Origin of the sequence: Nonomuraea basaltis (assembly GCF_005893125.1) — a bacterium.
Lineage (GTDB): Bacteria > Actinomycetota > Actinomycetes > Streptosporangiales > Streptosporangiaceae > Nonomuraea > Nonomuraea basaltis.
Genome location: NZ_VCJS01000029.1, coordinates 12,388 through 31,478, shown reverse-complemented (window position 1 = coordinate 31,478; position 19,091 = coordinate 12,388). Strand labels below are relative to the sequence as shown.

16 protein-coding genes are annotated in these 19,091 nt (G+C 70.0%); 9 read left to right on the top strand and 7 right to left on the bottom strand.

Annotated elements, in window-relative coordinates:
* Window positions 1–2: 2 nt before the first annotated feature.
* From EJK15_RS16260 to EJK15_RS16235, 6 genes are all read right to left on the bottom strand, one after another.
* Window positions 3–845, bottom strand: a complete 843-nt coding sequence (locus EJK15_RS16260) for a TatD family hydrolase (RefSeq protein WP_138711263.1) — start codon at window positions 843–845, stop codon at window positions 3–5.
* Window positions 846–1,352, bottom strand: coding sequence for an EboA domain-containing protein (locus EJK15_RS16255; protein WP_138711262.1), 507 nt, complete (start codon window positions 1,350–1,352; stop codon window positions 846–848).
* Entirely contained in the window at window positions 1,297–2,175 is an 879-nt protein-coding gene (locus tag EJK15_RS16250) for a sugar phosphate isomerase/epimerase family protein (RefSeq protein WP_240777010.1), read from the bottom strand. Before EJK15_RS16250 ends, EJK15_RS16255 begins: the two co-directional genes overlap by 56 nt.
* Window positions 2,172–3,017: an SCO3242 family prenyltransferase gene (locus EJK15_RS16245; protein WP_138711261.1), complete on the bottom strand. Its 846-nt coding sequence runs from the start codon at window positions 3,015–3,017 to the stop codon at window positions 2,172–2,174. Before EJK15_RS16245 ends, EJK15_RS16250 begins: the two co-directional genes overlap by 4 nt.
* A complete protein-coding gene (locus tag EJK15_RS16240; RefSeq protein WP_138711260.1) occupies window positions 3,014–4,153 on the bottom strand; it encodes an inositol-3-phosphate synthase in 1,140 nt (379 codons plus the stop codon). The genes EJK15_RS16245 and EJK15_RS16240 overlap by 4 nt, the downstream gene beginning before the upstream one ends.
* A 119-nt stretch (window positions 4,154–4,272) precedes the next feature.
* Window positions 4,273–5,475, bottom strand: coding sequence for an ROK family protein (locus tag EJK15_RS16235; protein ID WP_206060891.1), 1,203 nt, complete (start codon window positions 5,473–5,475; stop codon window positions 4,273–4,275).
* Between the two features lie 113 nt (window positions 5,476–5,588).
* On the opposite strand from EJK15_RS16235, the gene EJK15_RS16230 reads away from it, so the two are divergent.
* The 8 genes from EJK15_RS16230 to EJK15_RS70605 all read left to right on the top strand — a co-directional run bounded on the left by EJK15_RS16230 (window position 5,589) and on the right by EJK15_RS70605 (window position 17,517).
* Window positions 5,589–6,683 (top strand): Gfo/Idh/MocA family protein, encoded by a 1,095-nt coding sequence (locus EJK15_RS16230; protein WP_138711258.1) that lies wholly within the window; start codon window positions 5,589–5,591, stop codon window positions 6,681–6,683.
* A gap of 2 nt (window positions 6,684–6,685) precedes the next feature.
* Complete coding sequence (locus tag EJK15_RS16225) at window positions 6,686–8,119, top strand: sugar ABC transporter ATP-binding protein (RefSeq protein ID WP_171074346.1); 1,434 nt, start codon at window positions 6,686–6,688, stop codon at window positions 8,117–8,119.
* On the top strand, window positions 8,116–9,087 hold the full coding sequence (locus tag EJK15_RS16220; RefSeq protein WP_138711257.1) for an ABC transporter permease: 972 nt from the start codon (window positions 8,116–8,118) through the stop codon (window positions 9,085–9,087). The genes EJK15_RS16225 and EJK15_RS16220 overlap by 4 nt, the downstream gene beginning before the upstream one ends.
* Window positions 9,084–10,034, top strand: a complete 951-nt coding sequence (locus EJK15_RS16215; RefSeq protein WP_138711256.1) for an ABC transporter permease — start codon at window positions 9,084–9,086, stop codon at window positions 10,032–10,034. The genes EJK15_RS16220 and EJK15_RS16215 overlap by 4 nt, the downstream gene beginning before the upstream one ends.
* A complete protein-coding gene (locus EJK15_RS16210) occupies window positions 10,021–11,247 on the top strand; it encodes an ABC transporter substrate-binding protein (RefSeq protein WP_138711255.1) in 1,227 nt (408 codons plus the stop codon). The genes EJK15_RS16215 and EJK15_RS16210 overlap by 14 nt, the downstream gene beginning before the upstream one ends.
* A gap of 37 nt (window positions 11,248–11,284) precedes the next feature.
* Window positions 11,285–12,118: a sugar phosphate isomerase/epimerase family protein gene (locus EJK15_RS16205; protein WP_138711254.1), complete on the top strand. Its 834-nt coding sequence runs from the start codon at window positions 11,285–11,287 to the stop codon at window positions 12,116–12,118.
* Window positions 12,119–12,187: 69 nt separating this feature from the next.
* Window positions 12,188–16,816 (top strand): ThuA domain-containing protein, encoded by a 4,629-nt coding sequence (locus EJK15_RS16200; protein ID WP_206060890.1) that lies wholly within the window; start codon window positions 12,188–12,190, stop codon window positions 16,814–16,816.
* Window positions 16,817–17,010: 194 nt separating this feature from the next.
* Window positions 17,011–17,517 (top strand): galactose-1-phosphate uridylyltransferase, encoded by a 507-nt coding sequence (locus tag EJK15_RS70605; RefSeq protein WP_171074342.1) that lies wholly within the window; start codon window positions 17,011–17,013, stop codon window positions 17,515–17,517.
* Here the strand turns inward: EJK15_RS70605 and EJK15_RS70600 are convergent.
* Window positions 17,510–17,677, bottom strand: a complete 168-nt coding sequence (locus EJK15_RS70600; RefSeq protein WP_171074341.1) for a hypothetical protein — start codon at window positions 17,675–17,677, stop codon at window positions 17,510–17,512. The genes EJK15_RS70605 and EJK15_RS70600 overlap by 8 nt on opposite strands.
* 60 nt (window positions 17,678–17,737) lie before the next feature.
* Between EJK15_RS70600 and EJK15_RS16195 the strand changes: the two genes are divergently transcribed.
* Window positions 17,738–19,009 carry a ferritin-like domain-containing protein gene (locus EJK15_RS16195; protein ID WP_171074340.1) on the top strand — a complete coding sequence of 424 codons (1,272 nt, stop codon included), beginning with the start codon at window positions 17,738–17,740 and terminating at the stop codon, window positions 19,007–19,009.
* Window positions 19,010–19,091: the final 82 nt, after the last annotated feature.

Genomic DNA, 19,091 nt, shown 5'->3' with positions numbered 1-19,091 from the left:
GGTCAGCCCCGCTTGATCGTGTTGCCGGCGTAGTCGGGGTCGGCGGGGACGGCCTCCAGGTCCAGCCGGCCGCTCTGCCCGTAGAAGGCGACGGGATTGCGCCAGAGCACCTGCTCCACGTCGTCCTCGCCGAAGCCGGCCGCGAGCATGACGTCGGCGACCTCGCGCGTCTTCAGCGGATCGCTGCGGCCCCAGTCGGCGGCCGAGTTCACCAGCATCCTGGCCGTGCCGTGCTCCTTGAGTACGGCCACCATCCGGTCCGGGTCCATCTTGGTGTCGGGGTAGATCGAGAATCCCATCCAGCAGCCCGAGTCCGCGACCATGCCGACGGTCAGCTCGTTGAGGTGGTCGACGAGCACCCGCTCGGGGGCCGTCCCCGCGGCCCTGACCACGTCGAGCGTCCGGCGGGTGCCGGTGACCTTGTCCCGGTGCGGCGTGTGCACCAGCACGGGGAGATCGTTCTCCTGCGCCATGGCGAGCTGGGCCTCGAAGGCCCGTTCCTCCTCGGCCGTCATCGAGTCGTAGCCGACCTCACCGACCGCGACGACGGAGTCCTTCAGCAGGTACCGCGGCAACTCGGCCAGCACCCCCGCGCAACGCGGGTCGTTCGCCTCCTTCGGGTTGAGCGCGAGCGCGCAGTGGTGGCGGATGCCGTACTGCGCGGCACGGTACGGCTCCCAGCCGAGCAGTGCGTCGAAGTAGTCGAGGAAGCTGCCCACGTTGGTGCGGGGCTGGCCCAGCCAGAAGGCGGGTTCGACCACGGCCCGGACGCCTGCGGCGTGCATGCGCTGGTAGTCGTCGGTGGTCCGGGAGGTCATGTGGATGTGGGGGTCGAAGATGCGCATTCAGATCCTCTCCATGACGTCGCTGGGGACGGGCCGGCCGGCCGCCCGCAGCTCCGCCGCGTAGTCCGACAGCATCCGGGCGAGCTCGGCGTCGAACCGGCGCTCCAGGCCGGCCACGGAGGCCAGCGGGATCGACATGAAGACGCACTTGAGCACTCCCTGGCGGAACGAATGGTCGTCCAGCCACTCCGAGCCGTACGGGCCGAGGGCCGCGGCGACCAGCCGGGCGTCATTGGCGCGCAGCGCGTCCTCCACCAGCCCGACCGCCGCCGCGCCCAGATCGAGCTCGGGCAGGGCGGTCAGGATCGCCAGTCGCTCGCCGGTGTCGCCGGTCTCGTACAGACGGCGGATCACCGCGTGGTCGCCGCGCAGCGCGCCGAGCAGAGCTCGCCGGGCGGCAGGGCCGCCCAGCCGTTCGGCCTGCGGGAAGAGCCGGTGGATGGCGAGCGGGTCAGTCTCGACCCGCAGTACGGCCTGTGCCAGCCACTCCTGGGCCGACTCCCTCATGTGCCCTCCTCAAGAAATCGATCGATCGGCGGGCGACCTGCGGGGCCGCATGGCTGTGCCGGGCCAGCTCCACGGCCACCAGACCGGAGTAGCCGTGCAGCGCGGCGAGCACCGGCACGAAGTCGATCTCACCCTCGCCGAACTCCAGGTGCTCGTGGACTCCCCGGCGCATGTCCTCGATCTGCACGTGCACGGTGTACGGCAGCGCCCGCCGGACGCACGCGGGCAGGTCCTCGAGCTCCACGCAGTGGCAGTGCCCGATGTCGAGGGTGAGGCCGAACCTGGGGTGGGCGCCGAGCATCCCGTGCAGCCGCTCGAAACCGTCCAGATCGGCGACGAGCATGCCGGGTTCGGGTTCGAACCCCAGGGTGACGCCGATCCGGTCCGCCTCGTCGAGGAGCCGCTCGCACTGTCCGGCCAGTCGCGTGAACGCCTCTGCCTCCGCCATGCCGTCAGGCCGGACCCCGCTCCACAGATGCACCACGGGAGCGCCCAGATCGGCGGCGACCCGCATCGCCGTGGTCAGGAACTCCGCCCTGCGCTCGGCGCCGTCGCTGATGAGGGTCGGATGGTGCTTGCGCCAGGGATCCAGGGTGTACCGCCCGCCCGTCTCGACGACGGCCTGGAGGCCGAGACGTCCGAGGAGCCCCGCGACCCGGGACACCTCCGCGGCCAGACCAGGGGAGTGGGGGTCCAGATGGCCCCGGTCGAGCGTGATCGCCGCACCGGCGTACCCCAGGTCGCACAGGACCGCGAGCGCCTCGGCGAGCCGGTGGTCGGCGAAACCGTTGGTGCAGTAGGCCCAGTTCATGGTGCCGGTCACGATGTCGCCATCCGGGACGAGAGCCACTTCCCGATGGGCAGCGAACACAGCAGCGCGCCCGCTGTCGCGAACCGCCCGCTGCCCGCGACCGCCGCCGCCTGGAGCGGGATCAGGCCGAGGATGCTCAGCCGGACGGCTTGCCGCACGTTCTCGGGGTCGGGGTGGGCCCGTAACCCGGCCTGGACCGGCAGGGTCGAGGCGAGATAGCCGGCGATGAGGACACCGGCGCTCACCCGGGCGGCGGCTCCGCTGCGCAGGCTGGAGGCGACCGCCAGACCGGCCGCCGCGGTGCTGGCGGCGAGCGCACGCCGAACGGTCTCTGGCGTCGCTCCCGCCACCTCGGCTCGGCCCAGGATGCTGATCCCGTAGGTGTGCGCGCCGACCGCCAGCGCCATCGGCACGGCGGCTCTTCCCTCCGCACCGGCGCCCAGCAGCACGTCCAGCACGCGGCAGGTCGCCATCGAGGCCGGTCCCGCCGGCGTCCGCTTGAGGCCCAGGTCATAGGCCCACACCGCCCCGGCCAGCAGGCCGGCGACGGTGAGGCCACGGCGGCCGCCGGTGAGGGCGGCGGTGACCAGGCCGGCGCCGGTCAGGGCGGCCGCGAGCCCGAGTGCGGCGCCCGGGCGGACCCTGCCGGACGGGATCGGGCGTTCCGGTCGCTCGATTGCGTCGGCCTCACGGTCGGCCCAGTCGTTGAGCGCCATGCCCGACCAGTAGATGAGCACCGATGCCAGGGCCAGGCCGGGCGCCGGACGCCGCCCCGCGGCGGCGGCCCCCGCCATGGTGTCGCCGGGAACCGACAGCGCGGCCGGCGCGCGCACCAGCTCCAGCACCGCCCTCACGACAGCTCCTCGGCGAAGGCGAGCAGCCGGGCGTACTGGCCGGCCAGGGCGTGCTCGTGCGTCCCCAGCGGGTTCTTGAAGAAGTAGCCGAGCTCGGGAAGCACACCACGCCGTCCTTTCTCGTGCGCGCGGGCGACCAGCCTGGCCAGGTCCAGGACGAGGGGAGCGGCCAGCGCCGAATCGCAGCCCTGCCAGGTGAACTGCAGCGCCATCCGCACGCCGAGAAAGCCCTCGAAGGTCACGTGGTCCCAGGCGGTCTTCCACTCTCCGAGGTCCTGGACATAGTCGATGTGCGTCTGCCCCTCGACGGGCTCTCCCATGACCTTGGCGACGACCTGGTCCTTCGAGAGCTGCTTGCTCGACCTGGCGGCCGGGTCGGCGAGCGTCGCCCCGTCGCCCCCGCCGAGCAGGTTGAGCCCGGACCAGGAGCGGACACGTAACGCCCGGCCGGCGAACATGGGCGCGAGTGCGCTCTTGATCAAGGTCTCGCCGGTCTTCCCGTCGCGTCCCGCGTACGGCACGTCCCGTAAGGCCGCGAGTTCCGCCAGCGCGGGCAGGGTCGGCCCGGTGGAGGGTGTGAACTCCACATAGCCGCACCCGGCGTGGAAGGCCGCATAGGCGTACAGGGAACTCGGCGGCAGGACGTCGTCCCCCGCCGCGAGCCGCTCCTCGAGGTCGGCCAGCCTCTCGAACTCCGGACGCGGGCCGACCGGCGGCTCGGTCGACGACACGTTGACGACGACCACCCGGGCCAGCCGGTGCCGGGCGCGAAAGCCGGCGATGTCGCCGATCAGGCGGGCCGCGGCCGCGGCCTGCCCGCCGTCGCCGGGGACGTGGCCCGGCCGGATCTCGGCGTCGGCGGCGTCCAGATCCGAAGCGAGCAACCGTGGCAGGTCCGGCGGGATCACCCCCGCCCTGCTCAGCTGTTCGGCGCGTTTGCGCAGAGAGATCTCGGTGACGTCGTGGCCGCCGAAGACCAGGTCGGCGAGTGGGACCAGGTGCCCGGGAAAGTCTGGCGACTCGGTCACGCATCCCTGCGGGGACGTCACCCCAGACCTGATGGCCGCGGCGCCGACGGTCGCAGTGGTCGCCACGGATCCCCGTGCCCCGATGAGCCACACGCCGACCTTGTCCATGCAAGCTCCAACTTGTCGGGCCTACCCCGGTATGCGGTAAGCATCCGGATGCAAGTAACCGCGATGTTAAGAGCTACTTTTGTCGACGGTCAAGCAGAAGTTCAGCCGAAACCGGCTTATCACCCACCGCTCAGGGCCATCACCGCCTGGTCCACCGCCTCGGGCGCCAGCACCTGCTCGATCACCATCACCGCCGCGCCGGTCACGCCGGCGCGGTCGCCGAGCTCGCTCGCCAGGATGCCGAGGTGCTGCGTGGCCAGCGGCAGCGACCTGCTGTAGATCACCTCGCGAATGCCCGCGAGCAGGTGCTCGCCCGCCTCGGCGAGGTCCCCGCCGACGACGATCAGCGAGGGGTTGAAGAAGTTGACGACGGACGCCAGGACCGTGCCGATCTCCCGGCCGGCCTGCCGGACCGCCTGAACCGCCCGGATGTTGCCCGCGCGGACCAGGTGGACGACGTCGCGGCTGACGGAGGTGTCCTCGCCCGCCGCGCGCAGGCGCGCGGCCAGCGCGCCGCCGCCTGCCACGGCCTCCAGGCACCCGGTGTTGCCGCAGCGGCAGGTGACGTCCTCGAAGGACGGGACCCGGATGTGGCCGATGTCGCCGGCCGCTCCTTGGGCGCCGCGATGCAGGCGGCCCTCGCTGATGATCCCGCAGCCGACCCCGGTGCCGATCTTGACGAAGATCATGTGCTCGACCTGCGATCTCACCGCCCAGTACTCGCCGAGCGCCATGATGTTCACGTCGTTGTCGACCAGCACCGGGGCGCCGAGCCGTTCGCCGAGCCACTCGGGCACCGCGAAGCGGTCCCAGCCGGGCATGATCGGCGGGTTGACCGGCTTGCCGGTGTCGTGTTCCACCGGGCCGGGGAGGCCGACGCCGATGCCGCACACGTCGCCGGCGTCGCGGCCGCATTCGGCGAGCAGCTCGTGGAAGGTCCCGACGAGCCAGGTCAGCACGTGCACCGGACCGCGATCGATGGGCAGCTCGGCGCTCCGCTCGGCGAGCACCATGGTCGCGAGGTCGGTCACGGCGAGCCGGGCGTGCGTCACGCCGAGGTCGGCCGCGAGCACGATCCGCGCGCTCTGGTTGAAGGCGAAGGTCGTCGCCGGACGGCCGCCGGAGGAGATCGCGCCGTCGGTCGGCACCACCCAGCGCTGATTCAGCAGAGCGTCCAGCCGGAGGGAAAGCGTCGAGCGGGCCCAGCCGGTGAGCTGCGCCAGCTCGGCACGGGTGCGTGGGCGCCCGTCGCGCAGGATCGAGAGCAGAGCCCCTGCTCCGGTTGCCGAGCTACCGGTGTCGATCGGCGTGCTCTCAGTCAACACCTGCTCCGTTCATCCAGGGACCATTTTTCGCGATCACAGACTGATTATGCCGCATCCACGGCCATCTTTTGCTTGACCATCGACATAAGACGCCTTTAGCATCCCGCAACATGAGGGATATAAGCCCGAAACCCCCCGATAGCCCAAGGGTGGGCATCATCGGGACAGGTTTCATGGGGCGGGTGCATGCCCGCGCCGCACGGCTCGCCGGTGCGACCATCGCCGGAGTGGCCGGATCGCGACCCGAGAAGGCGCAGCAGGCCGGTCTCGGCCCGGCGAAGGTGTTCGCCTCCGCCGATGAGCTCATCGAGTCCGGCGAGATCGATCTGGTGCATATCTGCACCCCCAACCACCTCCACGCCCCGTACGCCCTCAAGGCTCTGTCCGCCGGACTGGCCGTGATCTGTGAGAAGCCGCTCGCCACGGACGCGGCGACCGCGGTGCTGATGGCGGGCCGGGCGGCCGAAGCGGGACTGGTCGCGACGGTGCCCTTCGTGTACCGCTTCCACGCCATGGTCAGGGAGGCCCGGCAGCGGATCGCCCGCGGCGACGTCGGCAGGATCAGCCTGATCCATGGCAGTTACCTCCAGGATTGGCTGCTCAGCCCGGACGACGACAACTGGCGGGTGGACCCCGAGCTGGGCGGGCCGAGCCGGACGTTCGCCGACATCGGCTCCCACTGGTGCGATCTGGCGGAGTTCGTCACCGCCGACCGCATCGTCGGTGTCTGCGCGCAGACCGCCGTCGTCCAGTCCAGGCGTGCGAGCACGTCGCCCGTGATGACGGAGGACGTGGCCACCGTCCAGTTCCGCACCGCCTCCGGGGCCGTCGGCACGCTCGCCACCAGCCAGGTCTCCCCGGGCCGTAAGAACCGCCTGTTCATCGAGGTCTCCGGCACCGAGGCGAGCCTCGCCTTCGACCAGGAACAGCCCGAACTGCTCTGGGTGGGAGACCGCGCCGGATCGCGGGCCCTCATGCGCGATCCGCAGACCCTGTCCGAGGCGGCCCTGCCCTACTCCCCGCTGCCGGCCGGGCATGCTCAGGGGTACCACGACTGCTTCGACGCCTTCGTCGCCGACACCTACGCCGTGCTCCGTGGTGAGCACCGCGACGGGTTGCCGATGTTCGCGGACGGCGCCCGGGCCGCCGCGATCTGCGATGCCGTCCTCGCCTCGGCGCAGACGGGGAGGTGGACCGAGTGCTGAGCATGCGCGGCATCGGCAAGAGCTTCCTGGGCGTGCGGGTGCTGTCCGGAGTCGACCTGGACGTGACGGCCGGCGAGGTGCACGCCGTCGTCGGCGAGAACGGGGCGGGAAAGTCCACCCTGATGAAGATCATCTGTGGGGTGCACGCGCCGGACGAGGGCACGATCGAGATCGACGGGCGGCCGGTCTCCTTCGGTCACCCGCTCGACGCGCAGCGCTCCGGGATCGCGATCATCTACCAGGAGTTCAACCTGCTGCCCGAGCGCACCGTCGCCGAGAACGTCTTCCTGGGGCGCGAGCCGGTCAGGCGCGGCCTGGTCGATCGGGCCGCCATGGAGGAGGCGACCGCGCGGCTCCTCGACGAGCTAGGCGAGCGCTCCTTCGGACCGCGTGTCCCGGTGCGCCGGCTCTCGGTCGCGCAGCAGCAGGTCGTCGAGATCGTCAAGGCGTTATCGATCAACGCCCGGCTCGTCGTCATGGACGAGCCCAGCGCGGCACTCGCCGAGCACGAGGTCGAGCTGCTCTACCGGTTGATCGGGCGGCTGCGGGAGCGCGGCGTCGCCGTCGTGTACATCTCCCACCGATTGCGCGAGGTGTTCGACCTCGCCGATCGGGTCACCGTGCTCAAGGACGGCTCGCGCGTCGCCACACGCCCGATCGCGGAGGTGTCCTCCGACGAGCTGATCCGCTTGATGGTCGGCCGCGACCTCGGCACCTACTTCCCACCCCGCTCGGCGGGGGCCGGCGAGGTACGGCTCGGCCTGCGCGGAGCGGGCAACCACAAGCTCCGCGACATCGATCTGGAGCTGCGGGCCGGCGAGATCGTCGGCATCGCGGGCCTGCAGGGGTCCGGCAGGTCGGAGCTCGCCAAAGCGATCTTCGGCGCGGAACCGTTCACCAGGGGCGAGATGACCCCGTCGCGCCCCCGCTCGGTCAGGGAAGGCGTGGCCATGGGGATCGGGCTCGTCACCGAGGACCGGAAGGCAGAAGGGCTCGTTCTGCGCCAATCGGTGCGCGACAACGCCCTGCTCGTCGCCCGCGCGGTGGGCGCCAAAGGCCGGAACGGCGTCCGCGACCTGCTGGAGCGGGTCCGGCTCTCGCCTCCGCGCCAGGAGCAGGAGGTCCGTTACCTCTCCGGGGGCAACCAGCAGAAGGTCGTGCTCGCCAAATGGATGACGATGGCGCCGCGCGTGCTGCTGTTTGACGAGCCGACCCGGGGCGTCGACGTCGGGGCCAAGGCCGCGATCCACGACCTGATGCGCGAACTGGCGAATGACGGCATGGCCATCATGATGATCTCTTCCGAGCTGCCCGAGCTCATCGGCATGAGCGATCGCGTCGTCGTCCTGCGGGACGGCCGGATCGCGGGCGCGTTGCCGGCCGGACCGTCGGAGGAGGCCATCATGCGCCTGGCCGCAGGAGAGGAGGTGTCATGAACGCGGTCCCGGTGACGGCGCGGCTGCGCGAGCCCACGCAGGTGGTGTTCCTCGCGCTGCTCGGCCTGATCGCGGTCGGCTGGGTCCTCGTCGCGATCGACGGCGGCCAGTTCCTGACCATGGAGAGCGTCGTCGGGATCCAGCAGCGTTCGGCGGCGCTGGGCATCGTGGCGATCGGGCAGACGCTGGCGATCCTGGCAGGGTCGCTCGACCTGTCCGTGGCGTATCTGATCAGCCTGACCTCGCTGGTAGCGGCGGAGATCATGGCCGGCCAGGACGGGAACGTCCTGCCGGCGATCGCGGCGGTGCTGGCCATCAGCGCGCTGGTGGGGCTGGTCAACGGACTGGTCATCACCAGGCTCCAGGTCCACGCGTTCATCGCCACGCTCGGCGTCGCGCTCATCATCAAGGGCATCGTCGACCACCTGTACGACGGCCCTGCGGGCAAGGTGCCCGAGTCGTTCCAGCTCCTCGGCTACTCCCGGATCGGACCGGTCCCCGTCTCCGCCCTGCTCTGGGCAGGCGTGGCCGTCGTGGCCTGGTTCCTGCTGAGCAGGAGCCGGCTGGGATACCGGATCTACGCGGTCGGCGGAAACGAGGAGGTCGCCCGCCTGTCCGGGATCCGCACGGGCCGGGTCATCGTGCTCACCCACGTACTCTGCTCCGTCTGCGCGGGCATCGCGGGGCTGCTGCTCGCCAGCAGGCTCGGGGCGGGCGCGCCCACGGTGGGCACCGACGGCGGCTACGACCTGGAGTCCATCGCCGCGGTCGTGCTCGGCGGGACCGCGCTGGCCGGAGGCAAGGGCGGGGTCGCCGGGACCGTGGGCGGGGTCCTGCTGCTCGCGGTCCTGGACACCATCTTCAACCAGCTCGAGGTCAATTCCTTCGTCAAGGACGTGGTCCGCGGCGTGGTCATCGTCATCGCGGTGGCCGTCTACGCCCGGCGCGGCATGAGGCGGTCGTCATGAAGCGGGCACTTCCCATCTTCGCGGTCCTCGTGGTGTTGCTGGCCGCGATCGCGGTCGCCAATCCCTTCTTCCTGGAGCCCGCCGGATTCCTGGCGTTCCTCAAACGGGCCGCGCCGCTGGTGATCCTCGCCGCGGGACAGTACTTCGTCATCGTCTCCGGCGAGTTCGACCTGTCGGTCGGCTCGCTGGTGACGGCCGAGGTGGTGATCGCCGCACGCCTCATCGACGGCGACGAATCCGTCACCTGGCCGGTCATCGCCCTGCTGATCGTCATCGGGCTGCTCGTCGGGCTGGTCAACGGCGCGGTCACCACCAAGCTGCGGGTCCCGTCGTTCATCGTGACGCTCGGCATGCTGCTCATCCTGTCCGGAGCGGTGTTCCTGTGGACCGGCGGCGCGCCGCGCGGCGCGCTGTCGGAGGGCTTTAGGGCCTTCGGCCGCGCAGGTCTCGGACCGGTGCCGTGGTCGGTGCTCATCCTCCTCGCCGTGGGCGCGGCGGCGCTCCTGCTCATGCGCGCCGACTTCGGCAAGACGCTGATGGCGACCGGCGACAACGAGCGGGCCGCGGCACTGTCCGGGGTCCGCATCGACCGGGCCAAGACCTTCGCTTTCATGCTCTCCGGCCTGGCCGCGGCCGTCGCGGGCATCCTGCTCGGCGGCTTCGCCGGTGTCTCGGCCCAGGTCGGCCAGGGACTGGAGTTCTCCGCCATCACCGCGGTCGTCCTCGGCGGCGTGGCGCTCGGTGGCGGCCGTGGCTCCGTGCTCGCCGCCATGGCCGGAGCCTTCACGCTGGAGGCGCTGTTCACCCTGCTCAACCTGTACGGGATCTCGGGGGCCCTGGAGTTCACCGTGCAGGGCGTCATCATCATCGCCGCGGTGGCGGCGGGAGCCATCCGCCTTCCCTGGAAGTTCACCCCCCGAAAAGGAGACGCACATGCCGCGCCATAAGGCCGCAGTCGCCGTACCCGCCGTGTTCGCCGTGCTCGCCCTCGCGAGCTGCACCACCGACAAGCCGCCGGCCGCCCAGAGCACCGCGCCCGCCTCAGGAGCCACCCAGACCGCCACCGAGACCGCGCCGGGCTCGGGCACGGGCGAGCAGTCCAAGTTCTTCGTGCAGGCGGACTTCGACGCCCAGCTGGCCATGCGCTCCCAGACCCCGGAAGGCCCGGACGGCAAGCCGTGGGAGCAGGCCATCGCCCCGCAGATGGTCGACACGGCCAAGTACAAGAAGGACGGGCCGTACAACCTGTGCTTCTCCAACGCCGCGGTCAACAACCCGTGGCGGCAGGTCGGCTGGAAGACGATGCAGGCCGAGGCCGGCCAGCACAAGGACATCGCGAAGTTCACCACCCTGGACGCCGAGGGCAAGGACGACAAGCAGATCTCCGACATCGCCGAGCTGCAGGCCAAGAACTGCGACGCACTGATCATCTCGCCCAACACCACGGCCACGCTCACCCCGGCCGTGACCGCCGCGTGTGAGAAGGTGCCCGTCATCGTGTTCGACCGGGGCGTGGAAACGGACTGCCCCGTGACGTTCATCAAGCCGATCGGCGGCTACGCCTTCGGCGCCGACGCCGCCGAGTTCCTGGTCGAGAAGGTGCCGGCCGGCGGGAAGGTCCTCGCTTTGCGCATCCTGCCCGGCGTGGACGTGCTGGAGACCCGGTGGTCGGCGGCGAAGGTGGTGTTCGACAAGAGCAAGGTCCAGGTCGTGGGGGTGGAGTTCACCGACGGCGACGCCGCCAAGACCAAGAGCATCGTCAGCGACTACATCCAGCGGCACGGCAAGATCGACGGCGTCTGGATGGACGCGGGGGCCACGGCGGTGGCGGCCATCGAGGCGTTCGAGGACGCCGGCCTGCCGGTTCCGCCGATCAACGGCGAGGACCAGCAGGACTTCCTGCAGAAGTGGAAGGACGCCAACCTCACCGCCATCGCGCCCACCTACCCGACCTACCAGTGGCGTACTCCGGTCATCGCCGCGCTGAAGATCCTCAAGGGCGAGGAGGTCCCCAAGATGTGGAACCTGCCGCAGCCGAAGGTCACCACCGAGAACCTGCCGACCTACCTGCAGCCGAACATGCCGCCGCTGCACTACGCGCTCTGCGGCTGCGAGGACCTGCCCGGGTTCCCGGAGACCTGGGGCGGGAAGAAGGGCTGATCGGCTCCTTCCGCGCACCGACGACGAAGAGGGACGCATGTTCTCCATCGGAGTGAACACCTGGGTCTGGGTGTCCCCGCTGACCGACGACGAGCTGGTACGGCTCGCGCCCCGCATCGCGGGGTGGGGCTTCGACGTCATCGAGCTGCCCGTCGAGCGACCCGGCGACTGGGATCCGGGCAAGGCCGCCGCGGTGCTGACCGAGCACGGACTGGCCGCGTCCGTCGTGCTGGTCATGCCGCCAGGGCGCGAGCTCGTGGCCGCCTCCCCGGAGGCGATCCGCGACACCCAGGACTATCTGCGGCACTGCGTCGACGTGGCGGTGACCGTCGGCTCTCCGGTGATCGGAGGGCCGGCGTACGCCTCGGTCGGCCGTACGTGGCGCCTGTCACCGGACGAGCGCCGCAGCGTCTACGCCGAGCTGCGCGAGAACCTGCGGCCCGTGCTGGACTACGCGGCCGGCCGCGGCGTGAAGCTCGCGGTCGAGCCGCTCAACCGGTACGAGACCAGCCTCATCAACACCGTCGAGCAGGCACTCGACGCGCTGCCCGAGGACTGCCACCTGGCACTCGACACCTACCACATGAACATCGAGGAGAAAGACCCCGCCCAGGCGGTCCGGGTCGCGGCGGGCCGGATCGCACACGTGCAGGTGTGCGGCACCGATCGCGGCACACCGGGAGCCGACCGCTTCGACTGGCCGGGCTTCACCCGGGCTCTGCACGACGCCGGCTATGACGGGCCGCTCGTCATCGAGTCCTTCACCGCGCACAACCAGACCATCGCCACCGCGGCCTCCATCTGGCGGCCGCTCGCCGAAAGCCAGGACGCGCTGGCCGTGGACGGCCTCGCCTACCTGCGCACCCTCTGACGCCCGCCTTCCCACGGCGCCCTTTCCCGCCTCTTCTCGAGGTGTCCCCGCACCCCCCGGAGATTCGCCATGCGACGATTTCTCGCTGTCCTCTTACTCCCGGCCTTGTTGCTGACGCTGGCGCTGAGTCCCGCCCAGGCGACGAGCACCACGGCTCAAGCCCAGTTCCGTGCCCTCCTGTTCACCAAGACGGCGGGATTCGTGCACGGCTCCATCCCGGCCGGCATCCAGATGGTGACCGAACTGGCCGCGGCCAATGACTTCGAAGTGGTGCAGAGCGCCGACTCGTCGGTGTTCAACGACACCGACCTGGCCACGTTCGACGTGCTGATCATGTTGCAGAACTCCGGCATGGTCTGGGAGAACGACGCCCAGCGGCAGGCGCTGCAGAAGTTCGTCCGGTCGGGCAAGGGCGTCGTGGCCGTCCACAACGCGACCGACATGGGCATCGAGAACGAGTTCCCCTGGTGGGACGAGCTGGTCAACGGTGGCGCCCACATGCCGGCGCACTCGCCTGGCACCCTGCAGGGGCTGGCCAAGGTCGTCGACCGGGTGCACCCCTCCACCAAGAACCTCCCGGAGCGATGGCAGCGCGCGGAGGAGTGGTACAACTTCGCGCCCAACCCGCGCGGCAACGTGCACGTCCTGGTCGCCGCCGACGAGACGACCTACAACCCCGGCTCTGCGGCCATGGGGGCGGACCACCCGATCTCCTGGTGCCGCCGGGCCGAAGGCGCCCGGGTCTGGGCCACCGCCATGGGGCACGAGGCCGCCTCCTACACCGAACCGGAGTTCCGCGAGCACGTCCTCGGCGGCATCAAGTGGGCCGGCGGCGCCGAGCCGGGCGACTGCGGCGGCACCGTGTGGAGCAACTTCGAGAAGGTCACCCTCGACGACAACACCGCCGACCCGATGGAGCTGGACGTGGCCCCCGACGGCCGGGTCTTCTACGTCCAGCGCAGGGGCGAAGTGAAGATCCACAAGCCGGACACCCACATGACCGTCACGGCCGCCACCCTGAACGTCTACACCGGCGGCGAGGACGGTCTCGTCGGCATGGAGCTCGACCCGAACTTCGCCCAGAACGGGTGGATCTACCTGTACTGGTCGCCGAACGACAGCGCCGAAGACGTCAATCGGCTGTCCCGGTTCACCGTGCAGGGCGACACCATCGACCTGAGCACCGAGAAGAAGATCCTCGAGGTCCCGGCTTACCGGGCCAGGACCTACCCCGAGCCCGGGCACACCGGCGGCGCGGTCGAGTTCGGCCCCGACGGCACCCTCTACCTGAGCGTCGGCGACGACGTCCCGCCCAACCTGTCCACTGACTGGCAGGGCTACGCGCCGCTCGACTGGCGGCCCGGCCAGCACATGCTGGACACCGCCCGCACCGCCGGCAACACCAACGACCTGCGTGGCAAGGTCCTGCGGATCAAGCCGACGGCCGACGGTGGCTACGACATCCCCGAGGGCAACCTGTTCCCGCCGGGCACCGCGAAGACCCGTCCCGAGATCTACGCCATGGGCTTCCGTAACCCCTTCCGGTTCACCGTGGACTCCAAGACCGGCTGGCTGCACGTGGCCGACTACGGTCCGGACCGGGGCGCTCCCACCACCGACCGGGGCCCGGAGGGACTGGTGGAGTACAACGTCATCAAGGCGCCGGGCAACTTCGGGTGGCCGTTCTGCCACGGTGACGATCAGCCGTACGCGCCGTACAACCCGGACACCAAGGAGGTCGGCGCCAAGTTCGACTGCGCCAACCCCGTCAACGAGTCGCCGAACAACACCGGCCTCACCGAGCTGCCGCCGATCCAGAAGCCGGTCATGTGGTACGGCTACGGCACCTCCCCGACCTTCCCCGAGCTGGGCTCGGGCGGCTCGGCGCCGATGAGCGGTCCCGTCTACCGCTACGACCCGAACAACGCGTCGGAGACCAAGTTCCCGCCTTACTTCGACGGGGTGAACTTCTTCTACGAGTGGGCACGCCACTACGTGAAGGAGATCCACTTCGACTCCAACGACCAGCTGCTCAAGATCGACAGCTTCATGGGGTCCACGCCCTTCCTCAAGCCGATGGACATGACCTTCGGCCGGGACGGCGCGCTGTACCTGCTGGAGTGGGGCACCTCTTTCGGCGGTGGCAACAACGACTCCGGCCTCTACCGGATCGACTACTCGGCCGGCGCCCGCTCGCCGGTGGCGAAGGCGACCAGCTCGCGGATCGACGGCCTCACCCCGCTGAGCGTGGAGTTCGACGCATCCGGTAGCTACGACCCCGACGGCGACTCCCTCAGCTTCGCCTGGGACTTCGACGGTGACGGCACCGTCGACTCCACCGAGGTCAAGGCCACCCACGTGTACGAGACCGCCGGCCGGTTCACCGCCCAGCTCAAGGTGACCGACAACACCGGCAAGGAGGGCTTCGCCAACATCGAGATCACCGCGGGCAACAGCCGGCCCACGGTGACCATCGAGGCCCCCCTGAACGGGACACCGATCCAGTTCGGTCAGGAGGTGCCGTACAAGATCAAGGTCACCGACCCCGAGGACGGGGAGATCGACTGCGCCAAGGTGTTCGTGAACCCGACGCTCGGCCATGACGACCACGAGCACGAGACCGTGGAGATCCCCGGGTGCGAGGGCGTGCTCAACACCGGCGACCTCGGCGGTCACCCGGACGGCGCCAACCTGTTCTACGTACTCAACGCCCACTACACCGACGGCTCGCAGGAGATGCCGCTCACCGGGCACGCCAAGGTCGTCCTGCAGCCGATGCGCAAGCAGGCCGAGTTCTTCACCGCCCAGTCCGGCGTCCGGATCGTCGACGAGACCGGCGCGGAGAGCGGCAAGCGCATCGGCGACATCAGCAACAACGACTGGATCTCGTTCACGCCGATGAACCTGCACGCCATCAAGGGCGTGAACTACCGGCTGTCCAGCCCCACCGGCGGCGGCTTGATCGAGCTGCGCGCCGAGTCTCCCACCGGCCGGCTGCTCGCCAGCACCGCCGTCCCCATGACGGGGGGCTGGAACGACTACCAGCAGACCCAGACCGCCTCTGTGGCGGCGGACGCGGCCACCTCGACGCTCTACGTGGTGTTCAAGAACTCCGCCAACAACGCCTTCGACCTGGACGCCATCCAGTTCGTGAGCGATGCTCCTCCCCCCACGATCGAGCCGGGTGTCTACACGATCACCGCCCAGCACAGCGGCAAGAACGTGACCACGCAGGACGCGTCGACCGCGGACAACGCCAAGCTCGTCCAGATGGGCGCCACCGAGGATCCCATCCAGCGGTGGGAAGTGGTGCCCGCGTCTGGCGGCTACCAGCTCAAGAACGTCGGCAGCGGCAAGTGTGCCGACATTCCGGGCGGCACGACCACACCCGGCACCCAGCTGGTCCAGTGGGCATGCCACGCCGGCAGCACCGGCGACGCACCCAACCAGCACTTCAACGTGGTCCCGACCGGCGGCGGCGAAGGCCTCTTCCAGATCGTCTCCGCCAAGACCGGGCTGTGCGTCGACATCAACGGCGTCTCCCAGGCCGACGGCGCCGCGGTGATCCAGTGGAACTGCTCGGCCTCCCTCAACCAGACCTTCCGCCTCACCAAGATCGGCGGTGACCCCGTCGACGAGACGGCGCCGACCACCACGGCGAAGCAGAACCCGGCCGCGCCGAACGGCAAGGAGGGCTGGTACACCGCAGCTCCGGTCGAGATCACCCTCACGGCGGCGGACGAGGAGGGCGGCTCCGGCGTGGCCGCCACCGAGTACCGGATCGACGGCGGCGCCTGGACCGCCTTCAGCATGCCGTTCATCGTCAGTGGCGACGGCGAGCATGCTCTTGAGTACCGCTCCCGGGACGGCGCGGGCAACGTCGAGCAGGCCCGCTCACTCACCGTCAAGATCGACGCCACCGCCCCGCAGACCACCGCGTCGTTCGCCGAGCCGAACGCGAACGGATGGAGCAAGGACTCGGTCCCGGTCGAACTGGCCGCGCAGGACGCCCACTCCGGCGTCAAGCTCATCGAGTACTCGCTCGACGGCGGCGACTGGACGGCTTACACCGGACAGGCCGTGGTGGTGGACGGCGATGGCGAGCACGAGCTGCGTTATCGCACGCACGACGCAGCGGGCAACGCCGAGGAGGAGAAGGCCGCGGTGCTGAAGATCGACGCCACCAAGCCCATCCTGCTCGTGTCGGGCGTCGCCGACAGTGAGGTGTACGGCGACTCTCAGGACCTGCTGATCAGCTGGGAGGCTGTGGACGCCACCTCGGGCATCCGCAGCACGACCGGCACCCTCGACGGCGCGGCCCACACCTCCGGTTCGGTGCTGCCGTTGTTCACCCAGACGCTGGCCCCGCACACGGTCGCGGTCACCTCGACGGACAACGCGGGCAACTCGGTGACGACTTCGGTGCGGTTCAACGTCGCCACGTCCTTCCGGGACATGCAGAACCTGCTCGACCGGTTCCGCGCCACCAACTGGCTGTCGCTGAGGGCACACGACAAGCTGACCGACGAGCTGACCAAGGCCAGGAAGGCGGAGGCCGGCGGCGAGGACGCCAAGGCGCTGCGACGCCTGGACGAGTTCAAGAAGCTCGTCGCCGACGGGCAACTTGTCCCGCGCGCCGACGTGCGCCAGGTGCTCACCCGCGACGCCGACAAGATGATCTCGGTCATCCGCGGCTGACATCACCGGCTCGGCCGGGCCGGCTCCGATCAGCCGGTCCGGCACGAGAGAAAGGACCACCTGCAGCAGAACACCCTCATGGACCGCCGCCCCGCGACGTCGCGGGGCGGCGGCATGGGCATGTGCTCAGGCAGCTCACATCCTGAGAGGAAACATCGGAGCTAAGCCCGTAACAGGCCTTGCAGACGCGATCCATGTCCTTCGTGCCGCTGCGCCACCGTCATCTGTTCGACGTCTCCCGGGCGCACTACGACGACGACGCCGGCCGCTGCCTGTACGCCGACCTCGTCGATGCCGAGATCGAGGACGGACGGCGGCTCGTCGACGCCGGCGACCGCGCTGTGGCCTTCGTCCCGTACGCCGCGCACATGCCGTACGAGATCTGGCTGGCCCCCTTCGAGCACCGCGCGTCGTTCGCCGATGCCTCCGATGACGCGCTGCAGGCCGTCGGGGCCCTGCTGCTGCGCGTGCTCGCGGGGCTGCGGCGGCTGCTCGGCGATGTGCCGTACAACTACGTCGTCATCAGCGCGCCCAACGGCGAGCAGGACACGCCCTACTTCCTCTGGCACGTGCGGATCATCCCGAGACTGTCGGTTCCAGCGGGATTCGAGCTCGGCTCGGGTATGGCGATCAACACGGTCCCGCCCGAACAGGCCGCTGAGAGACTACGGGCGGCCATCGGCTCCCGTCCGGTCACTTGACCACCAGAGTGGTCTCCATGCCCTGAGCCCGGTGGTTGCCGACCGGGCACCACACTTCGTGGCTTCCAGGCCGGAGGGTGACCGTGAACTGGGTCTTCGCTCCGCCGTCGATCGTCTCCGACTGCTGCTCGCCGCTGATTCCTGGACCGCTGATGGCCATGGCGTGCGGCGCGCTCCCTGGGGAGAAGCGCCGGCATGTCTGCTGTGCAACTCTGTAAGCATGGCTGAGCCCCCCATCGTCATCGAGCACCGCGAGCACGTGTGGTACCTGCTCGTCCAAGCGTCCCAGCTCGAGCACATGATCATGTGCCAGTACCTCTTCGCCGAGTTCAGTCTCAAGACCGATGGCCTCACCGGCGAGCAGCAGGCCGCGGTGGACCGCTGGCGCAAGGAGCTCCACGGCATCGCCGTACAGGAGATGCTCCACCTGGCTCTGGTGGCCAATCTGATGGCGGCCATCGGCGCGGCGCCCACCTTCGGCAGGCCCAACTTCCCGCAGGCGTGCGGCGCGTTCCCACCCTCGGTGCAGATGCGGCTGCTGCCCTTCGGCGAGGCGGCCCTGACCCACTTCCTCTTCCTCGAGAGGCCCGAGGGCATCGAGCGGGCCGACGCCGCCGGTTTCATCTCCTGTGATCCTCCGCCGGAACCCGTCGCGTCCGGCGAGATCTTCCCCCGGGCGCAGGAGTTCGCCACGGTCGGCCATCTCTACCGCGGCATCAGGGACGGCTTGACCGCCCTCGTCGCCGGGCTTGGCGAGGAGCAGGTGTTCTGCGGCTCGCCCAGGGCGCAGGCCACCCCGGAGCTGTTCCGCTGGCCTGAGATGGTGGCGGTGACCGACCTCAAGTCGGCGTGCGCCGCCATCGACGAGATCATCGAGCAGGGCGAGGGGGCGCAGGGCGACTGGCAGGACGCCCACTACGGTCGTTTTCTGAAGATCTGGGAGGAGTACACCACGCTGCGGGCCGCCGACCCGGACTTCGAGCCCGCCCACCCTGCGCTCGGTACGTTCACCCGCCAGCCCTTCGACGTGCAAGAGCCGCAGCCGTTGATCGGCGACCCGCACTCGCTGGTGCTGGCCGAGCTGTGCAACCTCGCCTACGAGGTGATCCTATGGATGCTCACCCGCTTCTTCACCCACACCGACGAAAGCGACGACGAGCTCGACGTCCTGATCAGCGGAGCGATTGCGATGATGGCGGGCGTGCTGCGGCCGCTCGGCACCGAGCTGACCCGGCGGCCCGCCGGTCCCGCGCATCCGGGACGTACGGCCGGGCCGGCCTTCGAGATGTACTACCTGATGGACAACGTGGTCCCCTGGCGCGAGGCCGCCTGGACGGTGCTGATCGAACGAGTACGCCAGATCGCCGGCAGATGCGCCTCGCACGCGTCCGGTGACCAGGTGATCGCCACGGCCGCGCAACGAGTCGCGGCAGTGGCCGACTCGCTCGAAGCCGCTCGCCGCAGAAGCTCCGAGGCGCCCGGACCGCTGTGACGCCGGTGCAACACCGCCGACGGCGAACTGCGGGCAGCGCCAGCTGTCCCTGCGGGCGCTCAGCGACCTGTCCGGAGTGAGC

Coding starts and splice junctions, on each gene's coding strand:
- EJK15_RS16230 (WP_138711258.1), top strand. CDS start 5,589: ATGAGGGATATAAGCCCGAAACCCCCCGATAGCCCAAGGGTGGGCATC.
- EJK15_RS70600 (WP_171074341.1), bottom strand. CDS start 17,677: ATGGCCATCAGCGGTCCAGGAATCAGCGGCGAGCAGCAGTCGGAGACG.
- EJK15_RS16205 (WP_138711254.1), top strand. CDS start 11,285: ATGTTCTCCATCGGAGTGAACACCTGGGTCTGGGTGTCCCCGCTGACC.
- EJK15_RS16240 (WP_138711260.1), bottom strand. CDS start 4,153: ATGGACAAGGTCGGCGTGTGGCTCATCGGGGCACGGGGATCCGTGGCG.
- EJK15_RS16260 (WP_138711263.1), bottom strand. CDS start 845: ATGCGCATCTTCGACCCCCACATCCACATGACCTCCCGGACCACCGAC.
- EJK15_RS16200 (WP_206060890.1), top strand. CDS start 12,188: ATGCGACGATTTCTCGCTGTCCTCTTACTCCCGGCCTTGTTGCTGACG.
- EJK15_RS16255 (WP_138711262.1), bottom strand. CDS start 1,352: ATGAGGGAGTCGGCCCAGGAGTGGCTGGCACAGGCCGTACTGCGGGTC.
- EJK15_RS70605 (WP_171074342.1), top strand. CDS start 17,011: ATGTCCTTCGTGCCGCTGCGCCACCGTCATCTGTTCGACGTCTCCCGG.
- EJK15_RS16195 (WP_171074340.1), top strand. CDS start 17,738: ATGGCTGAGCCCCCCATCGTCATCGAGCACCGCGAGCACGTGTGGTAC.
- EJK15_RS16225 (WP_171074346.1), top strand. CDS start 6,686: ATGCGCGGCATCGGCAAGAGCTTCCTGGGCGTGCGGGTGCTGTCCGGA.
- EJK15_RS16210 (WP_138711255.1), top strand. CDS start 10,021: ATGCCGCGCCATAAGGCCGCAGTCGCCGTACCCGCCGTGTTCGCCGTG.
- EJK15_RS16220 (WP_138711257.1), top strand. CDS start 8,116: ATGAACGCGGTCCCGGTGACGGCGCGGCTGCGCGAGCCCACGCAGGTG.
- EJK15_RS16215 (WP_138711256.1), top strand. CDS start 9,084: ATGAAGCGGGCACTTCCCATCTTCGCGGTCCTCGTGGTGTTGCTGGCC.